Origin of the sequence: Massilia sp. Bi118 (genome assembly GCF_918697865.1) — a bacterium.
GTDB lineage: Bacteria > Pseudomonadota > Gammaproteobacteria > Burkholderiales > Burkholderiaceae_D > Telluria.
In genome coordinates this window covers 304,982-325,453 of record NZ_CAKKMV010000004.1, presented here as the reverse complement: position 1 = coordinate 325,453, position 20,472 = coordinate 304,982, and the positions used below count along the sequence as shown (strand labels likewise).

Genomic DNA, 20,472 nt, shown 5'->3' with positions numbered 1-20,472 from the left:
TTGTCGAGTTCAATATCGACATTGGCAAAGTGTTATACTGTACAAAGATACAGCCCTTTTCACTCGCACCATGCCGAACTTTACCCCAATCGACCTGGGTCCGTCAGCACCGGAAGAGATCACGACCGGTCCAAGCGGCCGCGCGCACGTCAAGATGTACCGGCTTGCGGAAGATGCGATCACCGAGGCCACCACCGACATCGAACTGGCCCGCGAATTCATCGCCCACGGCGAGCTGAGCGCGAAGTCGATCCAGAACTCGCAGAAGGAACTCTACCGCTTCCTGACCTGGTGCCGCGAAGAAGCCAAAAAGACCCTGGCCCAGCTGAACGTTGCTGACCTCAACAACTACAAGGAATTCCTGAAGAATCCGCCACCGGAATGGGTCTCGAAAACCAAGTGGCCGCGCAGCGATCCGCGCTACCGGCCGTTCACCGGGCCGCTGTCCGATCCGAGCCGGCGCCAGGCCATGATTGCGGTGAAAGGCCTGATGGGCTTTGCCGAGCAGACCGGCTATCTGCGCCGGAACCCTGGCGCGCTGGTTCGCAACGTGAAGGCGCCGTCCGCGAGCCGGATTACGCGCTACCTGACCCAGGGCGCGATCGCGCTCGCGCTGGAAACGGTTTCCAGCCGTCCGGCCGACACGCCGGCGGCTTTCAGGCGCCGCGCGCGCGACCGCTTCCTGCTGATCGCCTTTGCGCACACGGGCGCCCGCCTGAACGAGATCGTCAGCGCATCAATGGGTTCGATCTACACCGAAGGCAACGGCCGCTGGTGGCTGGACGTCGTCGGCAAAGGCAACAAGCCGCGCCGCCTGCCGGTCCCGCCCGAGATGCTGGAAGCTTTCCAGTCCTACCGCGTCGCGTTCGAACTGCTGCCGCAAACCAGCCGCACGGACCGCATGCCGCTGGTCCTCTCCAGCCGTTCGCGCGAACCGGCGCGGATCACCGACGAAGCCGCGGCCGAAGCGATCAAGGCCGTTTTCGCCGACGCCGCGCGCGCCGCCGATGCGAAAGGCGATCAGGATACGGCTGCGACACTGCGGCAGGCGTCGGCGCACTGGCTGCGCCACAGCATGCTGACCAACCACGCCAACAACGGGGTGCAGTTGAAGACGCTGCAGGACACGGCGGGGCATGAAAACATCGCGACCACCGCGGCTTATCTGCACAAGACCGATAATGAGCGGCATGACGAGATCATCCGTTCGGTGAACGGGAAGAGCGTGCTTTGAGCTGTGCTGCCCCTTGTTGGGCGGCTTTACGAAAAGCATATTTGACATAATATAGATTATGCGCGATTGAGCCGGACCCGTCGCCGTCGCCGTTCACTGCGCCATGGTGCAGTAGCGCTCGTACGTAAAATTAATGACACCTTGGACCTAAATCGTATGACGACGCAGAAATGGCGATTTTTAACAGCTGCGTCATCATGGTTACGTAATCTTTTCTTTGTCGCTCACGGCGTCACAGGGTTTACATCACCTTCTCAGATACAGCACCTATATGCTTTTCGACAATTTGGCGTCGGATGTGGCCGCTTGATTTCTTGTGCCTGGGTTCTGTGCAAGGAACTTATTCAACATTGAAGGCTAGCCATTCTCATCGTCCCTGGTGCAGCTCTTCCGATCCCACGGGTCACGTATCGACAGCCCATGATTTCCCGGTCGCGTCACGAAATTTTGAAGCTACGCTGTCTGTGCTCGACCTGCCACATGGCTTGCTTAGGACGGTCGTGGCACTGGCCCGCCCGATAGCTTAGTTCGCGCAACTATTGAGCGGACACATGTGAATGTGAGCGCCGCCACGAACTTCTGCCACGGTGGCTACCCGCCAAAACTTGGTCCCCTACTTTATAGACATGGCCCGATTCGCGTGCCGAGACGCGTATACCAGGACGTCGACGCTGTAACGAGAACCAATGTTTCCCTGGGGCATGATAAGCTGCAGGCCTTGATTATTCCGGCTTGACGATATGATACTCACAGCTTTTCTTGAGCGCGTGACGTTTGCTTGCGAACAGGAGCGACGCGCGACGGAGACTATGGCAAAACTGGCAATACCGTTCCAGGAGCTCATGCAAGAGAAATTCAAGCAACGGTTCAGTCATGTTTGTGATGAGTTGGAGGCGCTTCAGGAACAGTTGGAAAGAGCCGAATCGACAGTAGCCTCGATTGAGTGCCTACCCTGGTGGCGACGTATATGCACTAAGCTTTCGCTTGCAGATGCGCGGCAAAATGTCGCGCATCTGCAAGCGGCTGAACGAGTCGCACAATGTGCATTCGATGCTGCATGGGCATCGTTCCAGTCTGAGGAAAAGGAAACTGGAGCGGTGAAGACCGCCGCCGCGAACTCAAGCGCCGCAGGCCTTCGGTATGAAATGGCGCGAGCGGTTCGTAGCCAGGCGGAGTCTTTTCGTACGAAGTTTGCAAACTACCAGAGCATGTTCCCTCATGCACCTGCAAGCTTTTCATTCTCCGAAATACCAGCTGAAACGTCCAACACCGCGATCGTGCAACACGCTGGGCTCGCTTTGAAAAAAGCTGAGGACAGGCTCGACTCGTTTATCGATACTTTCGGCCGTACTCGCGCCGCTGCAGTAGCGGCCAACAAGATTTTGGCTGAATTCGTTCTCGACTCTGACGAAGCCACGCGAAAGGAAGGTAGCCGTCATCTCGAACCGCGGACACGTGCTTCCTTAGATGCGCTGATGCGTCCACACAACCAGTCGACGCTCATCAATCAGTTAAAAATTTGCACGTGGCCTCAACAGTTCTATTCGTACGCAGACTGGTTCGTTTTCTGGTCTGCGACCAAAGCTGGGGTCGAGTACAGCGTCCGTGCAGATGGTACGGCTGTAACTGAGCCGCCAAAGGTCTCATGGTGGTGCACTGGATGGCTGAACGCAATCAAGAACTGGGATATTGCTGCTCTCGCGAACGTTGGGTTGAACAAATCTTCAGTCGGCAACGCACTGTTCATGCTGGAGAACAGTAAGGCAGAAACAGAATCGGGCGGCGATGTTTTAATTATGCTGACTGTCGCAGAGGGTGGAAAGCGGTACTGTGGAGTCGCGTCGATACAATTTAAACGGGGCACCGAGAGCTCGACTCTTATCCCATTGAGTCAAAGCAACGGCAGACAATATGACGCACTTGCACGCAAATATTGGACATCCAACAAGCGCTGGCGCGGCATCTACGCCAGTCTTCAGCCCGATGGCGGCGGCCTGTCCAGCGTTCCGGCCATCCTTATTGAGAACACATTCGAGCCATCACAGATAAGCACTGGCCAGTACACTTACGAGATGAGAAAATCTGGCGCTGGTGGTGCTTCGGTTGACTGGACAACGAATGGCGAAGCGCTGGCAACGGCTCTTGCAACCTGCCTGTCGAATCGCGATGCAGTATTTGGAAGTCTTGATGAGGCATTCGACTGGGCGGCAAGTGGAAATCTCGAAAATCTTCCAGACTATGTAGTGGTCCAAACAGTCGGGGAATCCGAATTGAGTCTTGAACGTGCGTACAAAAGGCTTGGAGACCTAGCGGCGGAAAGCGGCCTGAAATATGAACTAATCAATTCGCTGCGCCGCCGGCGGGAGCTCGGCATGGATCCTGAGCCCCCCGCTTCCGGGCATAGTTTGGGAAGGGGTCGATAGATCTTCGGGTTATCGTCCGGCCCTCGCTCTCCGATCCAACTTCACACGGTACCGGAAACCGCTAACGGTTTTTGTCAACATTTCAGGCTATAAACCTGAGCCAAGTTCAATTGCCGCGTCAACACCGGGCCCTCCGCTAGGTCTCTGCCTGACTGTGACATTGACGCCGATTAGCTGCCGGCGATTGCGCCTGCTTTTGTGCAGTAATGATTCCAGTCAGCCGTTTGGTTGACTCGTCTGCGCAAAATCAATGATCGCACAACTCCGTGGGCAAAAATGCGTCGTGAGTATCTGGAGCGCGTGCCTCACGAAGGCATAAGCGACACGCCTCAACTGTGCGAGCTTTGGAGGCCATGTGCGATGAGTGGACTGAACAGATCGACGCCGCGAAACCGAGCGGCTAAGGCGTCGACAACCAGGAATCGGCAACGCAGTCTGGGTGCGACGCGGAATCAGAACCGGGACCCGCCGGACATCCCCGCTGCTGACAGGTTGATCTTCGAACCCATTCCGCATGCAATGCGTCACAAATGCGTGCGCGCTGTCTTGCCTGTCGATATCTGGCGCCTACTGCGCAAAATGACCATCGAGGCCTATGGAATGCGATGTGCACAATGCGGCGCAAGCAACCAGCTCGAGTTTCATGAAGTCTGGGATTACCAGACAGTCCCAAGCGCTGATGGCGTCGGCCGGCACATGATGAAGCTGGTCGGGCTGCAGGCACTGTGTCATCTATGCCATGTGGGCAAACACATCGGGTTCGCCCGTACCAACATGCTGCAGTACCAGCGGGTCAAGACTCACTTGAGGGCGGTATATGGTGTCAGCGATGAGGAGTTCGGCAAGCTTGAGCACCAAGCGGTCGAGCAAGTAGCTGAATTGAATCGAGCGGGACCACGTTCGCTCGATCTGACGATGCTGAACGAAGAACGGTTCGTGTGGATTCAGCACCGCTTCGGAAGAAAGTTTACGGACGACGAAAGCTCAAGCTGTCGAAACTTAGAGTCTTCATCGGATATGTAGCAGCAACGGATTGCCGTTGAGGCTAGCTTTCACGTCGTGCTTTGCTCCGACGACCTCTTTGGGCAGTCAAAGACGGCTGTTTAAGTGCTGCGCCGGGATTCCCATGTTCTACGAAATAGCGTATCTGCTCCCGCAGTTCGTGCACGCGTGTCTGCTCGACCGCAAGCTGGCCGGTCAGGGCGGCTACTGTGTCTTTATTCGCATCCGCGCGAGCCATTGCGGAATCGCGTTCGTCTTTGAGCGCAGCACTTATGGTGTGCTGTATCGTCAGCGCTTGTTCTTGATGTGCTAATCGGATTTGCATTGCTTGAGCATCCGCCTGCAGTTTTTCGTGTTTAACCGCAGCCGTGTGTCGCTCACTTTCAAGCAGCTTTTGCAACCTGCTTACCATCGTACGCTCACGGTCCAGTTCGACAAGTGTACGCTTCTCCAATTCAATATATCGCTGCTCGGCTTGAACTACACGTGCTGTCACCTTGTCGATCTCTGCCGCGTGTTCTCGCGATGATGTAACCGTCTCTTGTTGTAGTTGATCTACCCGGGATTGTGCTTCAATAAGCTGGGATCCGACATTCTCGACCGTTGCACGCACAGCACTGAGCTGTTCGCGTAGCCTCACCAGGTCTTCATCCTTTGCAGCGTTCGCTTGGTTTGCCTGATCCAACATTGACGAGAGGCGGGCCGTCTGCTCAGCCGCTTCCGTTTGCGCAATAAGTAACGCATCCCGTTCATTTGTAAGTCCAACCTTCAGATGGGCAACCGAATCCTCGGCCTCCCGCCTTGCATTTGACCACAACTGGCCAAGTAGTTTGCCGGCGGATTCTCGAAGGTCGTCCGGCAGCCCCGCATTGTCTACCACGACCCGGGTTTGCCTACGGAGGTCAGTCCAGAAGTCGCGAAGAACTTCTGACGGAACTGACATGCTCCCCTTGCGTACGAGCTGATAAAGAGAATTCGTTGTCGGTGTAATGCCATACCTGAAGAACATCACAGCGCACGTCTCGCGATAGAGATCGACCGTCTTCGGAAAGCGAAGTCGAAGCATCTCGACGTCAGCTCGCAGGGCTTCACCTTCAGGAGCAAAATCAGTCATTTTATTCTCCCCATCGATCATGTAATATTACGTAAAACGTAGTGAAACAGGCGCCCTCCTCCGAATTTCTGACATTATTTCTATAATGTCGTATTCTATCGCCGAGTCGGCCTTTTGGCCGTTAGCCTCTCCGCTTGCCGGCGTGCCCACCAATGAACGGGCGCTCGGGGCCTCGATACCTGTCCGGCATCGTTGCTCCAAACACGCTATCAACGTCTAGCCTCAGGCCTCTTTGTAAGAACTGATGATCACTTACTCACGCGAACTACAGAAACCCAAGTCCGAGGCGGAGTTTGAGGACATGTGTGTCATCGTTTATGGTGACGTGTTCAGTGATCCCTTAGCGAAGCTGAACGGTCGCCGCGGTCAAAACCAAGGCGGTGTCGATGCATACATCAAGTCTGCAGGTGGTCGCATCGGGGTTCAATCAAAGCGCTACAAGGACGGCTCACTCAAGTTAAAGCACATTGAGGATGAGATAACCAAGGCTGAAGCGCACCCTGTGAAGATCATTACGCTGATCGTTGCAACTACCGCTGCGAATGATGCAAATCTGGCTGCCCAGGTGATGGCGCTTTCTGATGAGCGAGAGGCCGCCGGCAAATTCACTGTTCAGGTCGATTTTTGGGATGACATTCGCCTTCGCATTGCACGTTCGCCCATGCTCCAGAGGCTGTACGACCCGTTCGCGCCAGGCGCCCTTTTCCATCAGGTCGCGGCAGGTCAAGATGGACTAGCTAAAGCAGTTGCGCTGATTTCACAGGACATTCAGTCATTGAAGAGTCCAGCATTTGACACGGCACTCCCCGGGCCACTCCCCTCGTCTATTGCTAATGTCTTCACTCGCCAGATTGACTCTGTTAAGGATTTGCTGGAAGCGACGCGCTATCGGGAGGCAAATGACCGCCTCGAAATGTTGGCCGGATCTTTTGATTTGTTAGACGCACACCAAAAAGCCAGATGGCACGTACAGCGCGGGGTATGCCGTGTCCACTTGTTCGCTGGACAGGGTGCCGCCGAGGACTTTATAGCCGCGTACGGACTATTTCCGCAAGACGAAAAAATTGCTGCAGCCGGAATTCGCGGCCTGGCGTTGCAGCACAACTATGACAAAGCGATTGAAGTCGGCACAAAGTCAGTGGCGCACTGGCCCGCTTCGGTCGATGTTTGGACAGCGTTGGCATTCGCCAAAGTGGAAAGTGGACAGCAAATTTCGGCTGACGACGTCCCACCAGAGATGGCTTCCGAACGTCGGGTACTTTCCTTACTCTGCTGGTCGGCCCTCGAGGCCAAGCAAAACGACGTTGCTGCTGAGTACGGACAGAAATTGCTAGCGCTTCCTGATCCGACTTTGCCGGAAAAGACCGCTGCTTTCACCGCGGCGCTCCTCTGGGCGACAGAAAATCCTTTCGAGCGGGACCATGGCTTTATCAAGCGCGAAGCGAAAGACGCTTTGACAAACGCGATCGCCGGATTGGAGCCGCGAGCGGATACCATTTGGCGAAATCAGAGCTTAGCCTCGTTACCAGGTGATGCCTCTAACCTTGCCTACGCTTACTACTTGCTTGACCGATATGAGGATGTACTAGCGACTTGTGCCGAAGCAGCTGCACACATTCCCCTCCCTGACCGAATGATCTCGCTTAAACTGGTCACGCTCAAAGCACTGGATCGAATTGACGAACTTCTTGAGCTTGTGCCCAGGTATATAGGCCAGATCGAGCGCACGGCAGTCGCCCCTATTGCTGAGGTTGCGTCATGGCGAGGGCGCGATGACTTGATAATCCAGCTAGCCGAGCGAGTTGGCGAAGATGACGACGGGTACGACAGGCAGACAATTGTTGCCTTCGCGGCTCTGGCAAAGCTAAATTCGGGTCGTCGGAAAGAGGCACTTCAAGTAGTTGACGAGATCCATTGTGAAGATGGCAAGCACCTAGGTGCCACTATCGTCGCCGCACGTGTATTACTCGCAGCAGGGGAAAAGGAGCGGGCTAGCGCACGACTCGAAGAGGTCCTGGCGTCAATTTCCGTGCAGACTAGTGCGGAGATTAAGCTAATGGCGGCAGACTGCCTTTTCTTCTTAAAGCGCTACCGTGAGGCCGCGAAGTTTTACGCCCCCTACTGTGCTCCTGAACATTACTCGGTTCTGCATTCCAGGCTCTTTAGATCATATATGGAGTCAGGTCAGCGTGCAAAAGCGCGTGCTCTACAAGCATCGTTTCCTGCTGAATGGGTTGACGACGATGACGCCCGCGAAACTGCGATACTGCTCGCCCAGCGGGCTGCAGACTGGCAGCGACTGCTGGATTTGGCTAATCACCAAATGCGAATGCGCCCTAAGAGCACAGGGTCGTGGTTATTAAGGATTCTGGCTGAGCGCTACGGAGGATCCAAACACAATTTCGTCTCACTGATCGCGGATCTGCCTGAAGAGTTGAAAGGATCCGTCCGTCAACAGGCACAGTTGGCGGTTCTTGAGTTGCAGCACGGCCGCTCAGATGCGGGGGTTCGACGCTTGTATCGCATGATGCGATCCAACATGCAAGACCCCAGCGCCGCAAGTGCGTACATGACTTGCATGTACATGCTTGCCAGCTCAAAACAGCTCGACGGGGTTGTCGAAGTTGGCGTTGGTACGTCGGTCAAATTACGGGACGATACAGGTGCAGAAAGCGTCGTCAACATCGACATGCACGATATGGAAGAGTTGCCGCCGCACGTAGACTTCCAGGCACCGAACAGCTACTTGAGCAATCGTTTGCTCAGCAAGCATGTTGGTGAGAGGATTGAGATACCTGGTCAGTTAGGCGCGACCCGTATCTATACGATTGTCGAGATTGTTCCGGTCGCTCTTAGGTTGCTACATGCTCTGCATGATCGGGTTAATTCTTCTCCGGAAGGATTACCATCGATTTGGTCGGTCAATCTACAGAGAGAAGACGGTAAGCTTGATTTGAGCGAAATGCAGGCCATGTTGGACCGAAATGGGCAGCGGACTCGCAACGTCTTCGATACTTATGCAAGCAACCCGATCACCCTGGGCGTCTGTGCAAAGGTACTCGGCATTTCGGTACTCGAGTTAGTCCAGGGATGGCCGATAGATGCGTCACCTTTGCGTGTCTGTGCAGGCGACCATGAGGAACGCAATAATGCACTCCAGCTGCTGGAGAAGATCGAGAATCCGTTCGTAATAGATCTGGCAACACTTGGAGAAATCGTAGCACTTGATTGTGCGCCGGCCCTCTCGGCATTAAGTAAGCCCTACGTGTCCAGTGCAGCAGTACAAATTCTGGAGGGATTGATCGAGGGTGCCGTTGACGACCGATCCTTTGGCCGCGCTGTAAATATCGACGGTCAACTTCGGATCGTGGAGTACGATGAAGAATTTCGAAGCAGCAAGCTTCGGTACCTCGAGCGGATCAAGCGGGCCGTCGAAGAGCACTGCATTGTTCAACCAACGTACGGTTCTGGAGAACTCCCTGATAGCCTAACCGAGCTCGAAGAGCTACTGGGCGACGACGAATATGAGGCGCTCTTACTTGCGAAGGAGTTAGGTGCAGTGCTTATCAGCATGGACCAAGTGTTGCGCCAGTTTGCCGCCGATACCATTGGCATCCAAGGTGTCTGGCCACAAGCGCTTCTTGCGAGCGCAGGAATTAAAGGAATTCTAGCCGCCGATCGCTATCGATTTGCCGTGCAGATGCTGTTCCGGAGCAACCGTAGTTTCGTGGCAGTTGATTCTGAAGACATCTTAATGATGTGCCGGCAAGGAGGCATGACGCTTCAAACGGGACTTGAAAAAGTGCGTACGGTGTTTCAGGCGGCAAGTAGCGACGCATTATCGTGCACGGAGGTGATTGAGGGCGTAATACGCGGGATGATGGGATCACGCGCAACCCTTGGCGTAGTGCGCGAGTTGGTTGAGTATTTGTACGAGCCGCTGTTTCGCCATCCTGCACCTTTGCCAGACTTGGAATTCCGCGCACAAGCATTGATGCAACGGATTTCGAAAAGGTTCGCAGTCCTACCGCCCTGGTTTCCATTCGCGTCAGAACTTATCAAGGACCAAGACACCGGCGATACGGTGTATCGATACTTGATGGCTGGTGTGCGCATTGCATCTCAACGCGCGGCCGCGCCAATGGTCGCCCGTCCTTTCCCATTTTTTGTGACCAAAGTAACTGTCGTTCCGGAGTTACGCGCTATCAAACCGTAGATGTGAATGCGTAGAGAGGCTATGACGTTTTCGCTGCCGCACCAACACGAAATTTACGAAGTGCTTCCCCTCGAGGCATTTCTGATTCTGAGTGAGCTCGATGGTACCACCGGCAGCAACCGTGAATGGAAAGTGCCGCGGCAAATAGGTAAGCGTCGTCTCAGCACCGTATAGACACGCGACAGCTTCAGACGCAAAGTAGTCCCCACTATTTTTGGTGGGGACTATCTTGGTAGGTGAAGCGGAACAAAAGAAGCGCCGACGGAGCATGAACTATCCGCGGGAGTTCAAGCGGCAGCTGGCGCAGCAGGCGTGCGACGAGTCGGTGTCGGTAGCGCAGCTGGCGCTGCAGCACGGGCTGAACACGAATATGCTGTTTCGCTGGCGGCGCCAGTTGCGTGCCGGCTTGCTCGACACGGCCACGCAGTTTCTGCCGGTAGCACTGGAAGCGGGGCCGAAAGAACGGGCCTGCGTCGAGGCCGATGGCGGCAGGATCGAGATCCAGTTGGGGCAAGCTAAAGTCTGCATCCATGGCGCGCCCGATCCGGCCACGTTGGCGCTCGTGTTGCAGGGATTACGTCCGTGATCGGCCTACCCGCTGGCACCCGCATCTGACTGGCGGCCGGCGTGACCGACATGCGCTCCGGCTTCAACGGCCTGGCGGCAAAAGTGGAGATGGCCCTGCAGGAAGACCCGTACAGCGGCCACGTGTTTGTGTTCCGCGGTCGGCGCGGCGACCTGGTAAAGGTGCTGTGGTGGACTGGCGATGGCCTATGCCTGCTGTGCAAACGGCTCGAGCGCGGACGCTTCGTCTGGCCCCAGGCCAGTGAGGGCACGGTGACGCTGACGCAGGCCCAGCTCTCGATGCTATTGGAAGGAATCGACTGGCGCCGGCCCGAGCGCACCTGGCGCCCACAGTCCGCCTTGTAAACGTGGCACGACCCGCGTAAACTGGGCCACATGCTTGACGCCGCCCACCTGCCCGACGATATCGACGCCTTGAAAGCCATGCTGCTGGCACGCGAGGCGGTGTTACAGGCCAGCGAAGCGCGCGTGGCGCACCTGTCCGCTGAACTATCCACCCGCACCGCCGAGATCGAGCACCTGAAGCTGGTGCTGGCCAAGCTGCGACGCATGCAGTTTGGCCGCCGCTCCGAGAAGCTCGACCAGCAAATCGAACAGCTGGAACTCAAGCTCGAAGATCTGGAAGCCGAGGCAGCGGTGGCCGAAGCACAGGCGCCGGTAGAGATGGCGCCGCGCAAGAAGGCCGAACGCAAGCCGCTGCCGTCGCACCTGCCGCGCGAGGATCGCTTACTGCACCCGGACCTCGACGCCTGCCCGGACTGCGGCGGCAAGCTGAAAGAGCTGGGCGAAGACGTGTCGGAACAGCTGGAGTATGTGCCGGCGAGCTTCCGCGTCATCAGGCATGTGCGTCCGAAGCTGGCCTGCGCCTGCTGCGATCGAATCGTGCAGGCACCGGCTGCCAGCCGTCCCATCGAACGTGGCCTGCCTGGCCCGGGCTTGCTCGCACACGTGCTGGTAGCGAAGTACGCCGACCATGTGCCCTTGTATCGCCAGAGCGTGATCTACGGGCGCGAGGGCGTGGAGCTGGAGCGCTCCCTGCTGGCCAGCTGGGTGGGCGCGGCCAGCGCACTGCTGCGGCCCCTGGCCGAGGCATTGCGCCGCCACGTCTTCGCTGCCACCAAGCTGCACGCCGACGACACGCCGTTGCCTGTACTGGCACCGGGCAATGGCAAGACGCGCACGGCGCGCCTGTGGACCTATGTGCGCGACGACCGCGCCAGCGGCGCCACCGAGCCGCCCGCCGTATGGTTTGCGTACTCGCCCGACCGCAAGGGAGAACATCCGCAAGCGCACTTGGCCGACTTTACCGGCGTGCTGCAGGCCGATGCGTATGCCGGCTTCAACGCCATCTACGACAGCGGACGCGTCGTCGAGGCAGCGTGCTGGGCGCACGCACGCCGAAAATTTTATGACCTGCACGTGGCGCGACCGTCGGCCTTGACCGCCGAGGCGCTGCGCCGCGTCGGCGAGTTATACGCCATCGAAGAAGCCATCCGCGGCAAGCCACCAGACGAGCGCCTCGCTGTACGGCAGGCGCGAGCCAAGCCATTGCTCGACGACCTGAAGTGCTGGCTGCACGCCACACTTGCCACGCTGTCGCGCAAATCCGATACGGCAGCGGCGATCCTGTACGCGCTCAAGCTGTGGCCGGCCCTGACCCGGTATGCCGACGACGGCCGCATTGAGATCGACAACTCGGCCGCCGAGCGGGCATTGCGCGGCGTTGCACTGGGCCGGCGCAACTTCCTGTTTGCCGGCGCCGACAGCGGCGGCGAGCGCGCGGCCGCCATGTACGGTTTGATTGGCACGGCCAAGCTCAATGGCGTCGACCCCGAGGCATGGCTGCGCCACGTGCTGGAGCGCATCGCCGAGCATCCCGTCAACCAAGTGCACGACTTCCTGCCCTGGAATCTGGCTGATACACTGGCGGCCACTCCCGTCACCTGAGCCGCGCGCGTTTCGCCGGGCGGCTCAATCACCGTTTCTTCCGCCCATGGCAAAACCAGCTCAAATCCTCACTCTCCACGTCAGCATCGATGATGTTGCGCCACCCGTCTGGCGCCGCATTCAAGTCGATGGCGACATCACGCTACGTCACCTGCACCACATCCTCCAAGCATCATTCGGCTGGACCTCGTCGCACATGCATCAATTTGATATCGAAGACGACACCTATGCCATGCTCGACAACGAGTACGTGCTTGACCTGATTGAGGCGCCAGGCCAGGGCCCGCTGGACGACCGCAAGGCCAAGCTGGGGCGTCTCGTCTATGCGGGCCAGCGCTTCATCTATCTGTACGACTTTGGCGACTCGTGGACACACACCATCCACGTCGAAAGCATCACTGAAGTACCCGAAAAACTCGGGTATACCACCGTGATCGACGGCGCCGGCGCGTGCCCGCCAGAAGACGTCGGCGGCCCGCCTGGCTATATCGAATTCCTCGACACTATCGAGCACCGACCCCGCAGCCAGGAGGCGCGCGAAATGCTCGACTGGGCTGGCGGTGCTTTCGATGCCAACATGTTTGACAAGCGTGCGGCCAACGCAGCTTTGTTACGGATGGCCTCGAACGGATGGGGAAAGAAATAGACTTCAAGACGGCCTTGGGACCACGCTTACGCAAATAGCGCGAACAGCGATGTAGAGGCAGTGCTTGCCTGGCTGGCGAACTTTACCGCGACCCGAACGACGTTCGACGCGTACCGCAGGATCGCGTATGGCGAACAATGCTGTCAGTTTAAAGCACGTCCGCGGCAATCTAGGTCATGCTTCTCTCAGTACAACAAGTCTGCGTGCATGCGCCTGATGACGCCCGACACGCTGAAATTGAAGAAAAACACAAAGTAAACTGGTGAAGCGAAGCTTCGAGCACACGTATGGGGCTTAGATCGGCCAAGTCAGTTACCGCGCCCGCACGTGTCGAGCATTAATCAACGCATATCAGTGCGCTGTGAGTAAACTTGACGGATACTCGTCATTATCACCCGCTGACGAGGACATGGTACCTCGGCACTCGCGATCACGCAGGACCTCTTTCGACATCGCCTGCATCGGTTTCACCACCATTTTCGATATCGACGCGGTAGGCGGCACGTTCGGCGCTTTCAACGCTACCAATTTCGGGAGCTGCATCGCTGTCGACGCGTTCAACATCAGTATCGACATTCATGTTGCGTGGAGTTTCGACATCGGCCTCGCTTTCAGGACGCTTGGGATCATCAGGCGACTGAGCGGGGACTTTTGCGCGTTTATTTGTTGCCATGGCTTTCCTCGAATGAAGCGTGCGACTACGGTGCAAAGCGGGGTAGATTGGATCTGCGGCTCATGTCGAGACAAAATCCCCCCTGAAATTATTCTGTGCTTTTTACAGAAATATAATTTTCAGGAAAGAGGTCGCGTTCGACCAGCTCGAGCAGAATATGAATGATCTTGATGTGCATTTCCTGCACGCGGTCAGCATAAGCGCCACCTGGGCTACAGACACAGACGTCACATAATCCTTCCAGCGGTGAGCCAGGTGTTCCTGTCAAGCCAATCACCTGCATACCAAGTTGGCGCGCTGTCCGGGCAGCAACGAGAATTGACTCACTCTTCCCACTCGTACTAATGGCGAGTAGAACATCGCCATCACGCCCGTGCGCTTCGATGTATCGCGCGAATACCTGGTCATAACCATAGTCGTTTGCGACACACGTTATGTGTGTTGGATCGCTGATGGCAATGGCTGCTATACCAGGACGATTACTGCGGAATCTCCCCGTGAACTCTTCGGCAAAATGCATGGCATCGCACATCGATCCGCCATTGCCACAAGAAAAAGCTTTGCCAGATTTGCGAAAAGACGATACCAGCAAGCCTGCCGCATCCACGACGCTCCGCAGATTAGTTTCGTCGCCCAGGAAACGATTAAGTGCCGACTGCGCGTCGGACAGGCTATTTTTAACGTATTCGATCATTACATTTGCCAATGGTGAGCGATGGGTTTGATTGCGGACGATGCCGGAACCGCCGGGCTACTTAATCTGAATGGGAGCCAGGGATTTCACAAGATCATCCAATGCCTTTAGCTGAGAAAGAAACGATTCGAGAACGCTGACTGGCAGCGCGCTCGGTCCGTCGCATTTCGCGGTATCAGGATCCGGATGAACCTCGAGGAAAATCCCACCCAGGCCAACTGCGACGCCCGCACGAGCCAGCTCAAGGATCTGATCCCGCCGCCCACCCGACGTTGCGCTCATCGGGTCTCGCTGTTGCAGGGAATGGGTAACGTCAAAGATCACAGGCACGCCTGGGCAAGCTTTTTTCATCACGCCGAAACCGAGCATGTCCACGACCAGATTGTCGTATCCGAAACATGTGCCGCGATCACACAAGATGAGCTGTTCGTTCCCCGCTTCCTTGAATTTCTCAACAACGAAGGAAACCTGCGTTGGACTCAAAAACTGCGGCTTCTTGATATTGATGACGCGTCCTGTCTTGGCCATCGCCACGACCATATCCGTCTGCCTGGCCAAGAACGCAGGTAATTGCAATACATCGACTGTTTCGGCGACGACGTTCGCCTGCCACGGCTCGTGCACATCGGTTAGAACGGGCACGCCAAATGTCGTTTTCACCCTTTCAAGCATGCGCATCCCTTCTTCGAGACCGGGGCCGCGGAAGGAATGAATCGATGAGCGATTCGCCTTGTCGAAACTTGCCTTGAAGACGTAGGGCAAGGCAAGCTTTTCAGTGACGCGAACGAATTCTTCACAGGTGCGAAGGGCGAGCTCCATCGATTCAAGTACATTGATGCCGCCAAAAATGACCAGTGGAGATTCGTTTCCGACACCAATTCGTTCAGTAATCTTGATCATCATGTGAATGCGCGTGCGAAGCGCGTGGTGACTTGAGTGTTGATGATAGCGCTGGCGCTCTAAGTGCTACGCGCAATAGACGCCTTTCAATCCATGAGAGCGCTTGCCGCGGCAACCTGGGCACGATAGGCATCGAAAATGTGGCGCAAGGCCTCACGCATCGGCGTGATCGGAGCCCAGTTCAGATCATCCATCGTGTTCTGGATTTTAGGTACGCGGTTCTGCACGTCCTGGTAACCGGCACCGTAGTAGGCACCCGAACTGGTCTCGACGATGTTCACCTTCTGCGCGCTGCCGGCGTACTCCGGATACTCGGCGGCCAGTTCCAGCATCATGTTAGCCAGTTCGCGGATCGAGTAATTGTTGGCTGGCGTGCCGATGTTGTAGATCTGGCCGCTCGCCTTGCCGTCCTTGTTCTCGATGATCTTCATGAGGGCGGCTATGCCGTCATCAATGTAGGTGAAGGCGCGCTTCTGGTGGCCGCCGTCGACCAGCGAGATGGTTTCGCCGCGCACGATATGGCCGAAGAACTGGGTCAGCACGCGCGAAGATCCTTCCTTCGGGGTGTGGATCGAGTCCAGGCCGGCGCCGATCCAGTTGAAGGGGCGGAACAGGGTGAAATTCAGGCCTTCCATGCCGTAGCCCCAGATCACGCGGTCCATCAGCTGTTTGGAGCAGGCGTAGATCCAGCGCGGCTTTTTGATCGGGCCATAGACCAGTTCCGAGTTTTCCGGATCGAATTCGCCGTCGTGGCACATGCCATAGACTTCCGATGTCGACGGGAACACCAGGTGCTTCCTGTACTTGGCGGCCGAGCGCACGATCGGCAGGTTGGCTTCGAAGTCCAGTTCGAACACGCGCAGCGGCTGCTGGACGTAGGTCGATGGCGTGGCAATCGCCACCAGCGGCAGGATCACGTCGCACTTCTTGACGTGGTACTCGACCCATTCCTTGTTGACCGTGATGTCGCCTTCGAAGAAATGCATGCGCGGATGGCCGAGCAGGTCGCTGATGCGGTCCGTGCTCATGTCCATGCCGTAGACCTCCCACTCGGTGGTGGCGAGGATGCGCTTGGAGAGGTGGTGGCCAATGAAGCCGTTGACACCGAGGATAAGAACTTTTTTCATATTTGTTAATACAAACTCAGAACAATAAAACAACTAAAAGAACGAAAATGTTTTTACGATTTACTGCGACGACGCTTCTTCTTTGGAGCAGTCTGGCCCCGTTCGGGTTTCCTCTTCAGACGATATAAATGCGGATTTTTTCGCTGCCCTCGAATCTGCATCACCTTAAGAATGACGAGTAAGAGGATGATGCTTATAAGCGAGCCTCCGAAGACAATGAACAAAACTTCGCTCGGCGGGGCAGGCTCCTTACTCATCGCAACTTTCCCGTAAACTTGTGAAGATATATGGATGTGTATCCCTCGTATCAAACCAGCATGTCGATCATGAAGAGGAGAATAAAACCCAGGAAAAACATCGCTGTTTGTACCGGCGTTTCAGGATCTTCATGGGCTTCCACCAATAGTTCCTCTGTGACCAGATAGAGTAGCGCCGCTACACCGAAGGCCAGGAGCGCGTCGATGTAGACTGGAGTTACAGCATTCAACACTCCTGCCCCCGCACCAGCGCCGGCGAGCAAGCCGATGCCGAGAATTGCGGCGGTAACGCTTACTTTGAGCGCGGTCTGCCCCAGGCTCCGTAGTGACGTGGCGCAGGACACGCCCAGAAAGAACAGTTCAAGGACCAGGCCCACGGTGAGCAGCAGACCCTGCTTTTCGCCTGCAGCGAACGACAGCCCGATCAGTGCGCCGTCCAGAACGACGTCGACGCCCAGGGCGGTGAGCAGGCTACGCGTATCGCGTCCTCCTGCAGCGGCTTCTCGCCGGTCGCCGAACCACTTCAAAGCAAGCATGAACGCGACACCGAGTGAAAAGCCGATGAACGTTGGCCAAGGCATGCGTCGGTGCACTAGGTCAGGGAGCAATTCCACGGCAAGAACGCTAAAAACGGTCCCTGCCGCGAAGTGTTGGACAGCGCTTCGTAGCCCTGCTCCCGGTTGGCGGACGAGCGAGACCAAGGCTCCCGCGATAACGGCGACTGCAGGCATCGCGGCGTAGCTCAGTACTTTCGTGAGGGTTGCGCTCATGACGACACCTTCACTGAACCGGATTCCTGCTTGGGTTCTCCCTGAGAAGCTGGGACAGGAACCCCAGTCGTACCGGAATATGCCAGCAGGCGCAGCGCGTTGATGACCACAACCAAAGTCGAGCCCTCGTGGAACAGGACAGCGGTTCCGATATTCAAGCCAAAGATGGTTGCCGGGATGAGCACCGCCACAACGCCGAGACTCACCCACAGGTTTTGCTTGATCACACGGCGGGTGCGCCGCGACAGGCCTACCGCGAAAGGCAGCTGACTAAGATCGTCGCTCATCAGCGCGACATCTGCCGCTTCAAGTGCAACGTCCGACCCCGCCGCTCCCATAGCGATGCCGACTGTGGCATTCGCCATCGCTGGCGCATCGTTCACGCCGTCCCCGACCATGGCAACTTTGCCGTGCCGTTCGCGTAAATTTTTGACTGTCTCGACCTTTTGTTCTGGCAAAAGGTCGCCTTTTGCCTCGGTCAGGCCGACGGTGCGGGCAACGGCATCGGCGACCTGCTGATTGTCTCCCGAAAGCATGACCAAACGCGTGATCCCGAGTTCACGCAGCTGCTGCATGACGGCCGGCGCGACGGCCCGCGGCGTATCCATCACGCCGATCACGCCCAGGAAGCGGCTTCCCTTTCGCACGACCATCGTCGTCCGTCCCGCACGAACTAGCGAGTCGTTCGCCCGCGCGAGTTCGCTCGACAGGGGCATGCCGTTTGATTCCGCAAACAATACCGGTTTGGCGATATAGGTTGTTTCGCCATCCACCACAGCCTGCACGCCTCTGCCGGTCAGGCCGCGTACGTCGTCTGCACGCGCAGCCGGAACCCCGGCAGGAAGCCGCTCGCGTCCGCCCTGGACCAGCGCGGATGCCAGCGGATGGTCGCTATGTGATTCGACCGCCACGACAACAGCGAGCAACTCCGTCTCGCTAACGCCTGAAGCGGTAACGACATCGGTCAGATTCGGGCGCCCTTCGGTCAACGTTCCAGTTTTATCGAACGCGATCGCATCGAGGCTACCGAGATTTTCCAAGGGGCCGCCGCCCTTCACCAGGACCCCGCTACGCCCCGCCCGTGCCACGCCTGACAGGACGGCAGACGGCACTGAAATCGCCAGCGCGCATGGGCTAGCCGCAACCAGCACTGCCATCGCGCGATAAAAGCTGTCGGAAAAAGCTTCGTCGACAACCACGAAGGCCAACATCAGCAGCGCGACAAGTCCCAGGATAACGGGCACGAAAATGCGTTCGAACCTGTCGGTAAATTGCTGTGTGGGCGAGCGTTGGGCCTCGGCGTCAGCGACCATTTGCACAACGCGCGCCATGGTCGACTGCGACGCCAGGCGGGCGACCATGACGTCGATTGCCCCGGTGCCGTTGATGGTGCCTGCGAACACCCGGTTGACGGCCTTCACCCGTTCAAAGGCAGCGATGGCGGCTTTGCCATCTTCGACCGGCGACTTGTCGACCGGGACGCTTTCTCCCGTGACTGGCGCCTGATTGACACTCGACGTCCCTTTGACGACGACACCATCCGCTGGCAGGCGCTCGTTCGGCTTCACCAACACGATGTCGCCAGGCTGCAGCTTCTCGACCGGGACCTCTTCAATCTCGTCGCCCTTCCTCAGCAGCGCCGTCTCAGGGGCAAGCTTGGCCAGCGCTTCGATCGCGCGCCGCGCGCGTCCCATCGCAAAATGCTCCAGCGAGTGTCCGAGGCTGAAGAGAAACAGAAGCAAGCCGCCCTCTGCCCACTTGCCAAGCGCCGCAGCGCCGATAGCGGCCACGAGCATTAACGTGTCGATCTCGAAGCGACGTGCAAGGACGTTTTCGAACGCCTCTTTCGCAGTAAATACCCCACCGCACAGGTAGGCGCCCAGGTAAAGCGCCATTGGAAGCCAGCTGGCAGCAGCACTGTTCCGTTCGACAAGCCACCCGGCTAATACGAATAATCCGGCCGCCACTGCGAAGATCAATTCCGTATGTTCGCCGAAAATGCCGCCGTGCCCGTGCTCATGGCCGGCATGCGTATCTGCTTTCCCGTGCACGTGTGCGTGCTCTTCCTCCTTACCGTGCGCGTGCGCATCCTCCTTACCGTGCGCGCTAGCCCCCTCTTTGTCACCCGAGGATTCCGAGGCTTCCCGCCCCATGTTCGTCAACTCTGTACCTGAAGCGCGCACGAGGTCTTCCAGCCGCTTCTGCGACATCGCGGAACGTTCGTACTCGATCCGAAACCGCCCTGAAGGAGAAACTTCCGCCTCCAGGACACCTGGCACTTGGCGCAAGCGCTCGGCAAACAATCGCGCGCCCCGGGCGTGCAGTGGCGCCGGAGTATTACCAACGTAGTGGGCAAACTTGCCGGTAAGTTGGGCGCCGACGGCACTAACCAGCTCGCGCAGTCGCCCCACTGAAATGACAGCGGGATCGTAGTGCAAACAAAGCAAGGGCGGAGAATCCTGCTGCATTTTCACGTGAACACGCTCCACGCCAGGACGCCCCTTCAAAAGACCGATGAGTCGATCAACACATGGGTCGCGTGGGTCGTCGACATCCGGGAGGACCAACGGCAATTCAAGCCGTACTCGATTCAATTCTTCCATCTGCTTACCTTTCTCTCGAAACGGCTAGTATGAAAAGCACAATCGACACGGTCAGTACCGGGCCGCACAAACGCACTAATTCTGCTTCGCGATAATCTTTGGCTTATGGGACCCAACGCAATAAGGCGGACCGACGAGGACCTTGTCGCTCAACTTCAACTGGATCTCATTGCCGACAAAAACGTTGACGTATCTTTTACTACGGAGATGCGCGAACTGGACTTCAACATACCGTCCAGAGGAGCGTTCATCATTTGCGAGCAGCAGGCATTCTGGATGAT

The 20,472-nt window shown here is 57.2% G+C and carries 15 protein-coding genes; 8 read left to right on the top strand and 7 right to left on the bottom strand.

What is annotated here, in order from left to right:
* The first annotated feature begins 70 nt into the window (after nt 1–70).
* The 3 genes from LQV39_RS08320 to LQV39_RS08310 all read left to right on the top strand — a co-directional run bounded on the left by LQV39_RS08320 (nt 71) and on the right by LQV39_RS08310 (nt 4,680).
* Nucleotides 71–1,234: a site-specific integrase gene (locus LQV39_RS08320; protein WP_230023278.1), complete on the top strand. Its 1,164-nt coding sequence runs from the start codon at nt 71–73 to the stop codon at nt 1,232–1,234.
* A gap of 809 nt (nt 1,235–2,043) precedes the next feature.
* Nucleotides 2,044–3,657, top strand: a complete 1,614-nt coding sequence (locus tag LQV39_RS08315) for a hypothetical protein (protein WP_230023275.1) — start codon at nt 2,044–2,046, stop codon at nt 3,655–3,657.
* A gap of 579 nt (nt 3,658–4,236) precedes the next feature.
* Nucleotides 4,237–4,680: a hypothetical protein gene (locus tag LQV39_RS08310; RefSeq protein ID WP_230023272.1), complete on the top strand. Its 444-nt coding sequence runs from the start codon at nt 4,237–4,239 to the stop codon at nt 4,678–4,680.
* A gap of 22 nt (nt 4,681–4,702) precedes the next feature.
* Here the strand turns inward: LQV39_RS08310 and LQV39_RS08305 are convergent, their stop codons facing one another.
* Entirely contained in the window at nt 4,703–5,773 is a 1,071-nt protein-coding gene (locus LQV39_RS08305) for a DNA-binding protein (protein WP_230023269.1), read from the bottom strand.
* A 244-nt stretch (nt 5,774–6,017) separates the two neighbouring features.
* Between LQV39_RS08305 and LQV39_RS08300 the strand changes: the two genes are divergently transcribed.
* The 5 genes from LQV39_RS08300 to LQV39_RS08280 all read left to right on the top strand — a co-directional run bounded on the left by LQV39_RS08300 (nt 6,018) and on the right by LQV39_RS08280 (nt 13,167).
* Nucleotides 6,018–9,989, top strand: coding sequence for a hypothetical protein (locus tag LQV39_RS08300; protein ID WP_230023266.1), 3,972 nt, complete (start codon nt 6,018–6,020; stop codon nt 9,987–9,989).
* Nucleotides 9,990–10,257: 268 nt separating this feature from the next.
* Complete coding sequence (locus LQV39_RS08295) at nt 10,258–10,575, top strand: transposase (protein WP_230023263.1); 318 nt, start codon at nt 10,258–10,260, stop codon at nt 10,573–10,575.
* Between the two features lie 41 nt (nt 10,576–10,616).
* Nucleotides 10,617–10,919 (top strand): IS66 family insertion sequence element accessory protein TnpB, encoded by a 303-nt coding sequence (gene tnpB, locus LQV39_RS08290; protein WP_374199414.1) that lies wholly within the window; start codon nt 10,617–10,619, stop codon nt 10,917–10,919.
* A gap of 30 nt (nt 10,920–10,949) precedes the next feature.
* Entirely contained in the window at nt 10,950–12,521 is a 1,572-nt protein-coding gene (locus LQV39_RS08285) for an IS66 family transposase (RefSeq protein ID WP_230023260.1), read from the top strand.
* Nucleotides 12,522–12,567: 46 nt separating this feature from the next.
* Nucleotides 12,568–13,167 carry a plasmid pRiA4b ORF-3 family protein gene (locus LQV39_RS08280; protein WP_230023245.1) on the top strand — a complete coding sequence of 200 codons (600 nt, stop codon included), beginning with the start codon at nt 12,568–12,570 and terminating at the stop codon, nt 13,165–13,167.
* 430 nt (nt 13,168–13,597) lie between these two features.
* Here LQV39_RS08280 and LQV39_RS08270 read toward each other — a convergent pair whose 3' ends face one another.
* The 6 genes from LQV39_RS08270 to LQV39_RS08245 all read right to left on the bottom strand — a co-directional run bounded on the left by LQV39_RS08270 (nt 13,598) and on the right by LQV39_RS08245 (nt 20,191).
* The gene (locus LQV39_RS08270; protein WP_230023242.1) at nt 13,598–13,840 is read right to left on the bottom strand and encodes a hypothetical protein; all 243 of its coding nucleotides are present in this window, start codon (nt 13,838–13,840) and stop codon (nt 13,598–13,600) included.
* Between the two features lie 88 nt (nt 13,841–13,928).
* Nucleotides 13,929–14,534: an SIS domain-containing protein gene (locus tag LQV39_RS08265; protein ID WP_230023239.1), complete on the bottom strand. Its 606-nt coding sequence runs from the start codon at nt 14,532–14,534 to the stop codon at nt 13,929–13,931.
* Nucleotides 14,535–14,591: 57 nt separating this feature from the next.
* Nucleotides 14,592–15,434 carry a 3-deoxy-8-phosphooctulonate synthase gene (gene kdsA, locus LQV39_RS08260; RefSeq protein ID WP_374199417.1) on the bottom strand — a complete coding sequence of 281 codons (843 nt, stop codon included), beginning with the start codon at nt 15,432–15,434 and terminating at the stop codon, nt 14,592–14,594.
* An 86-nt stretch (nt 15,435–15,520) separates the two neighbouring features.
* Nucleotides 15,521–16,561: a bifunctional UDP-4-keto-pentose/UDP-xylose synthase gene (locus tag LQV39_RS08255; RefSeq protein ID WP_230023232.1), complete on the bottom strand. Its 1,041-nt coding sequence runs from the start codon at nt 16,559–16,561 to the stop codon at nt 15,521–15,523.
* 307 nt (nt 16,562–16,868) lie between these two features.
* Nucleotides 16,869–17,588, bottom strand: coding sequence for a ZIP family metal transporter (locus LQV39_RS08250; RefSeq protein ID WP_230023228.1), 720 nt, complete (start codon nt 17,586–17,588; stop codon nt 16,869–16,871).
* A complete protein-coding gene (locus LQV39_RS08245; protein WP_230023225.1) occupies nt 17,585–20,191 on the bottom strand; it encodes a heavy metal translocating P-type ATPase in 2,607 nt (868 codons plus the stop codon). The genes LQV39_RS08250 and LQV39_RS08245 overlap by 4 nt, the downstream gene beginning before the upstream one ends.
* Nucleotides 20,192–20,472 lie beyond the last annotated feature (281 nt).

What these genes read in the sequence shown, in the direction of transcription:
- LQV39_RS08320 (WP_230023278.1), top strand. Translation starts at nt 71, where the DNA reads ATGCCGAACTTTACCCCAATCGACCTGGGTCCGTCAGCACCGGAAGAG.
- LQV39_RS08315 (WP_230023275.1), top strand. Translation starts at nt 2,044, where the DNA reads ATGGCAAAACTGGCAATACCGTTCCAGGAGCTCATGCAAGAGAAATTC.
- LQV39_RS08310 (WP_230023272.1), top strand. Translation starts at nt 4,237, where the DNA reads ATGACCATCGAGGCCTATGGAATGCGATGTGCACAATGCGGCGCAAGC.
- LQV39_RS08305 (WP_230023269.1), bottom strand. Translation starts at nt 5,773, where the DNA reads ATGACTGATTTTGCTCCTGAAGGTGAAGCCCTGCGAGCTGACGTCGAG.
- LQV39_RS08300 (WP_230023266.1), top strand. Translation starts at nt 6,018, where the DNA reads ATGATCACTTACTCACGCGAACTACAGAAACCCAAGTCCGAGGCGGAG.
- LQV39_RS08295 (WP_230023263.1), top strand. Translation starts at nt 10,258, where the DNA reads ATGAACTATCCGCGGGAGTTCAAGCGGCAGCTGGCGCAGCAGGCGTGC.
- LQV39_RS08285 (WP_230023260.1), top strand. Translation starts at nt 10,950, where the DNA reads ATGCTTGACGCCGCCCACCTGCCCGACGATATCGACGCCTTGAAAGCC.
- LQV39_RS08280 (WP_230023245.1), top strand. Translation starts at nt 12,568, where the DNA reads ATGGCAAAACCAGCTCAAATCCTCACTCTCCACGTCAGCATCGATGAT.
- LQV39_RS08270 (WP_230023242.1), bottom strand. Translation starts at nt 13,840, where the DNA reads ATGGCAACAAATAAACGCGCAAAAGTCCCCGCTCAGTCGCCTGATGAT.
- LQV39_RS08265 (WP_230023239.1), bottom strand. Translation starts at nt 14,534, where the DNA reads ATGATCGAATACGTTAAAAATAGCCTGTCCGACGCGCAGTCGGCACTT.
- kdsA (WP_374199417.1), bottom strand. Translation starts at nt 15,434, where the DNA reads ATGATCAAGATTACTGAACGAATTGGTGTCGGAAACGAATCTCCACTG.
- LQV39_RS08255 (WP_230023232.1), bottom strand. Translation starts at nt 16,561, where the DNA reads ATGAAAAAAGTTCTTATCCTCGGTGTCAACGGCTTCATTGGCCACCAC.
- LQV39_RS08250 (WP_230023228.1), bottom strand. Translation starts at nt 17,588, where the DNA reads ATGAGCGCAACCCTCACGAAAGTACTGAGCTACGCCGCGATGCCTGCA.
- LQV39_RS08245 (WP_230023225.1), bottom strand. Translation starts at nt 20,191, where the DNA reads ATGGAAGAATTGAATCGAGTACGGCTTGAATTGCCGTTGGTCCTCCCG.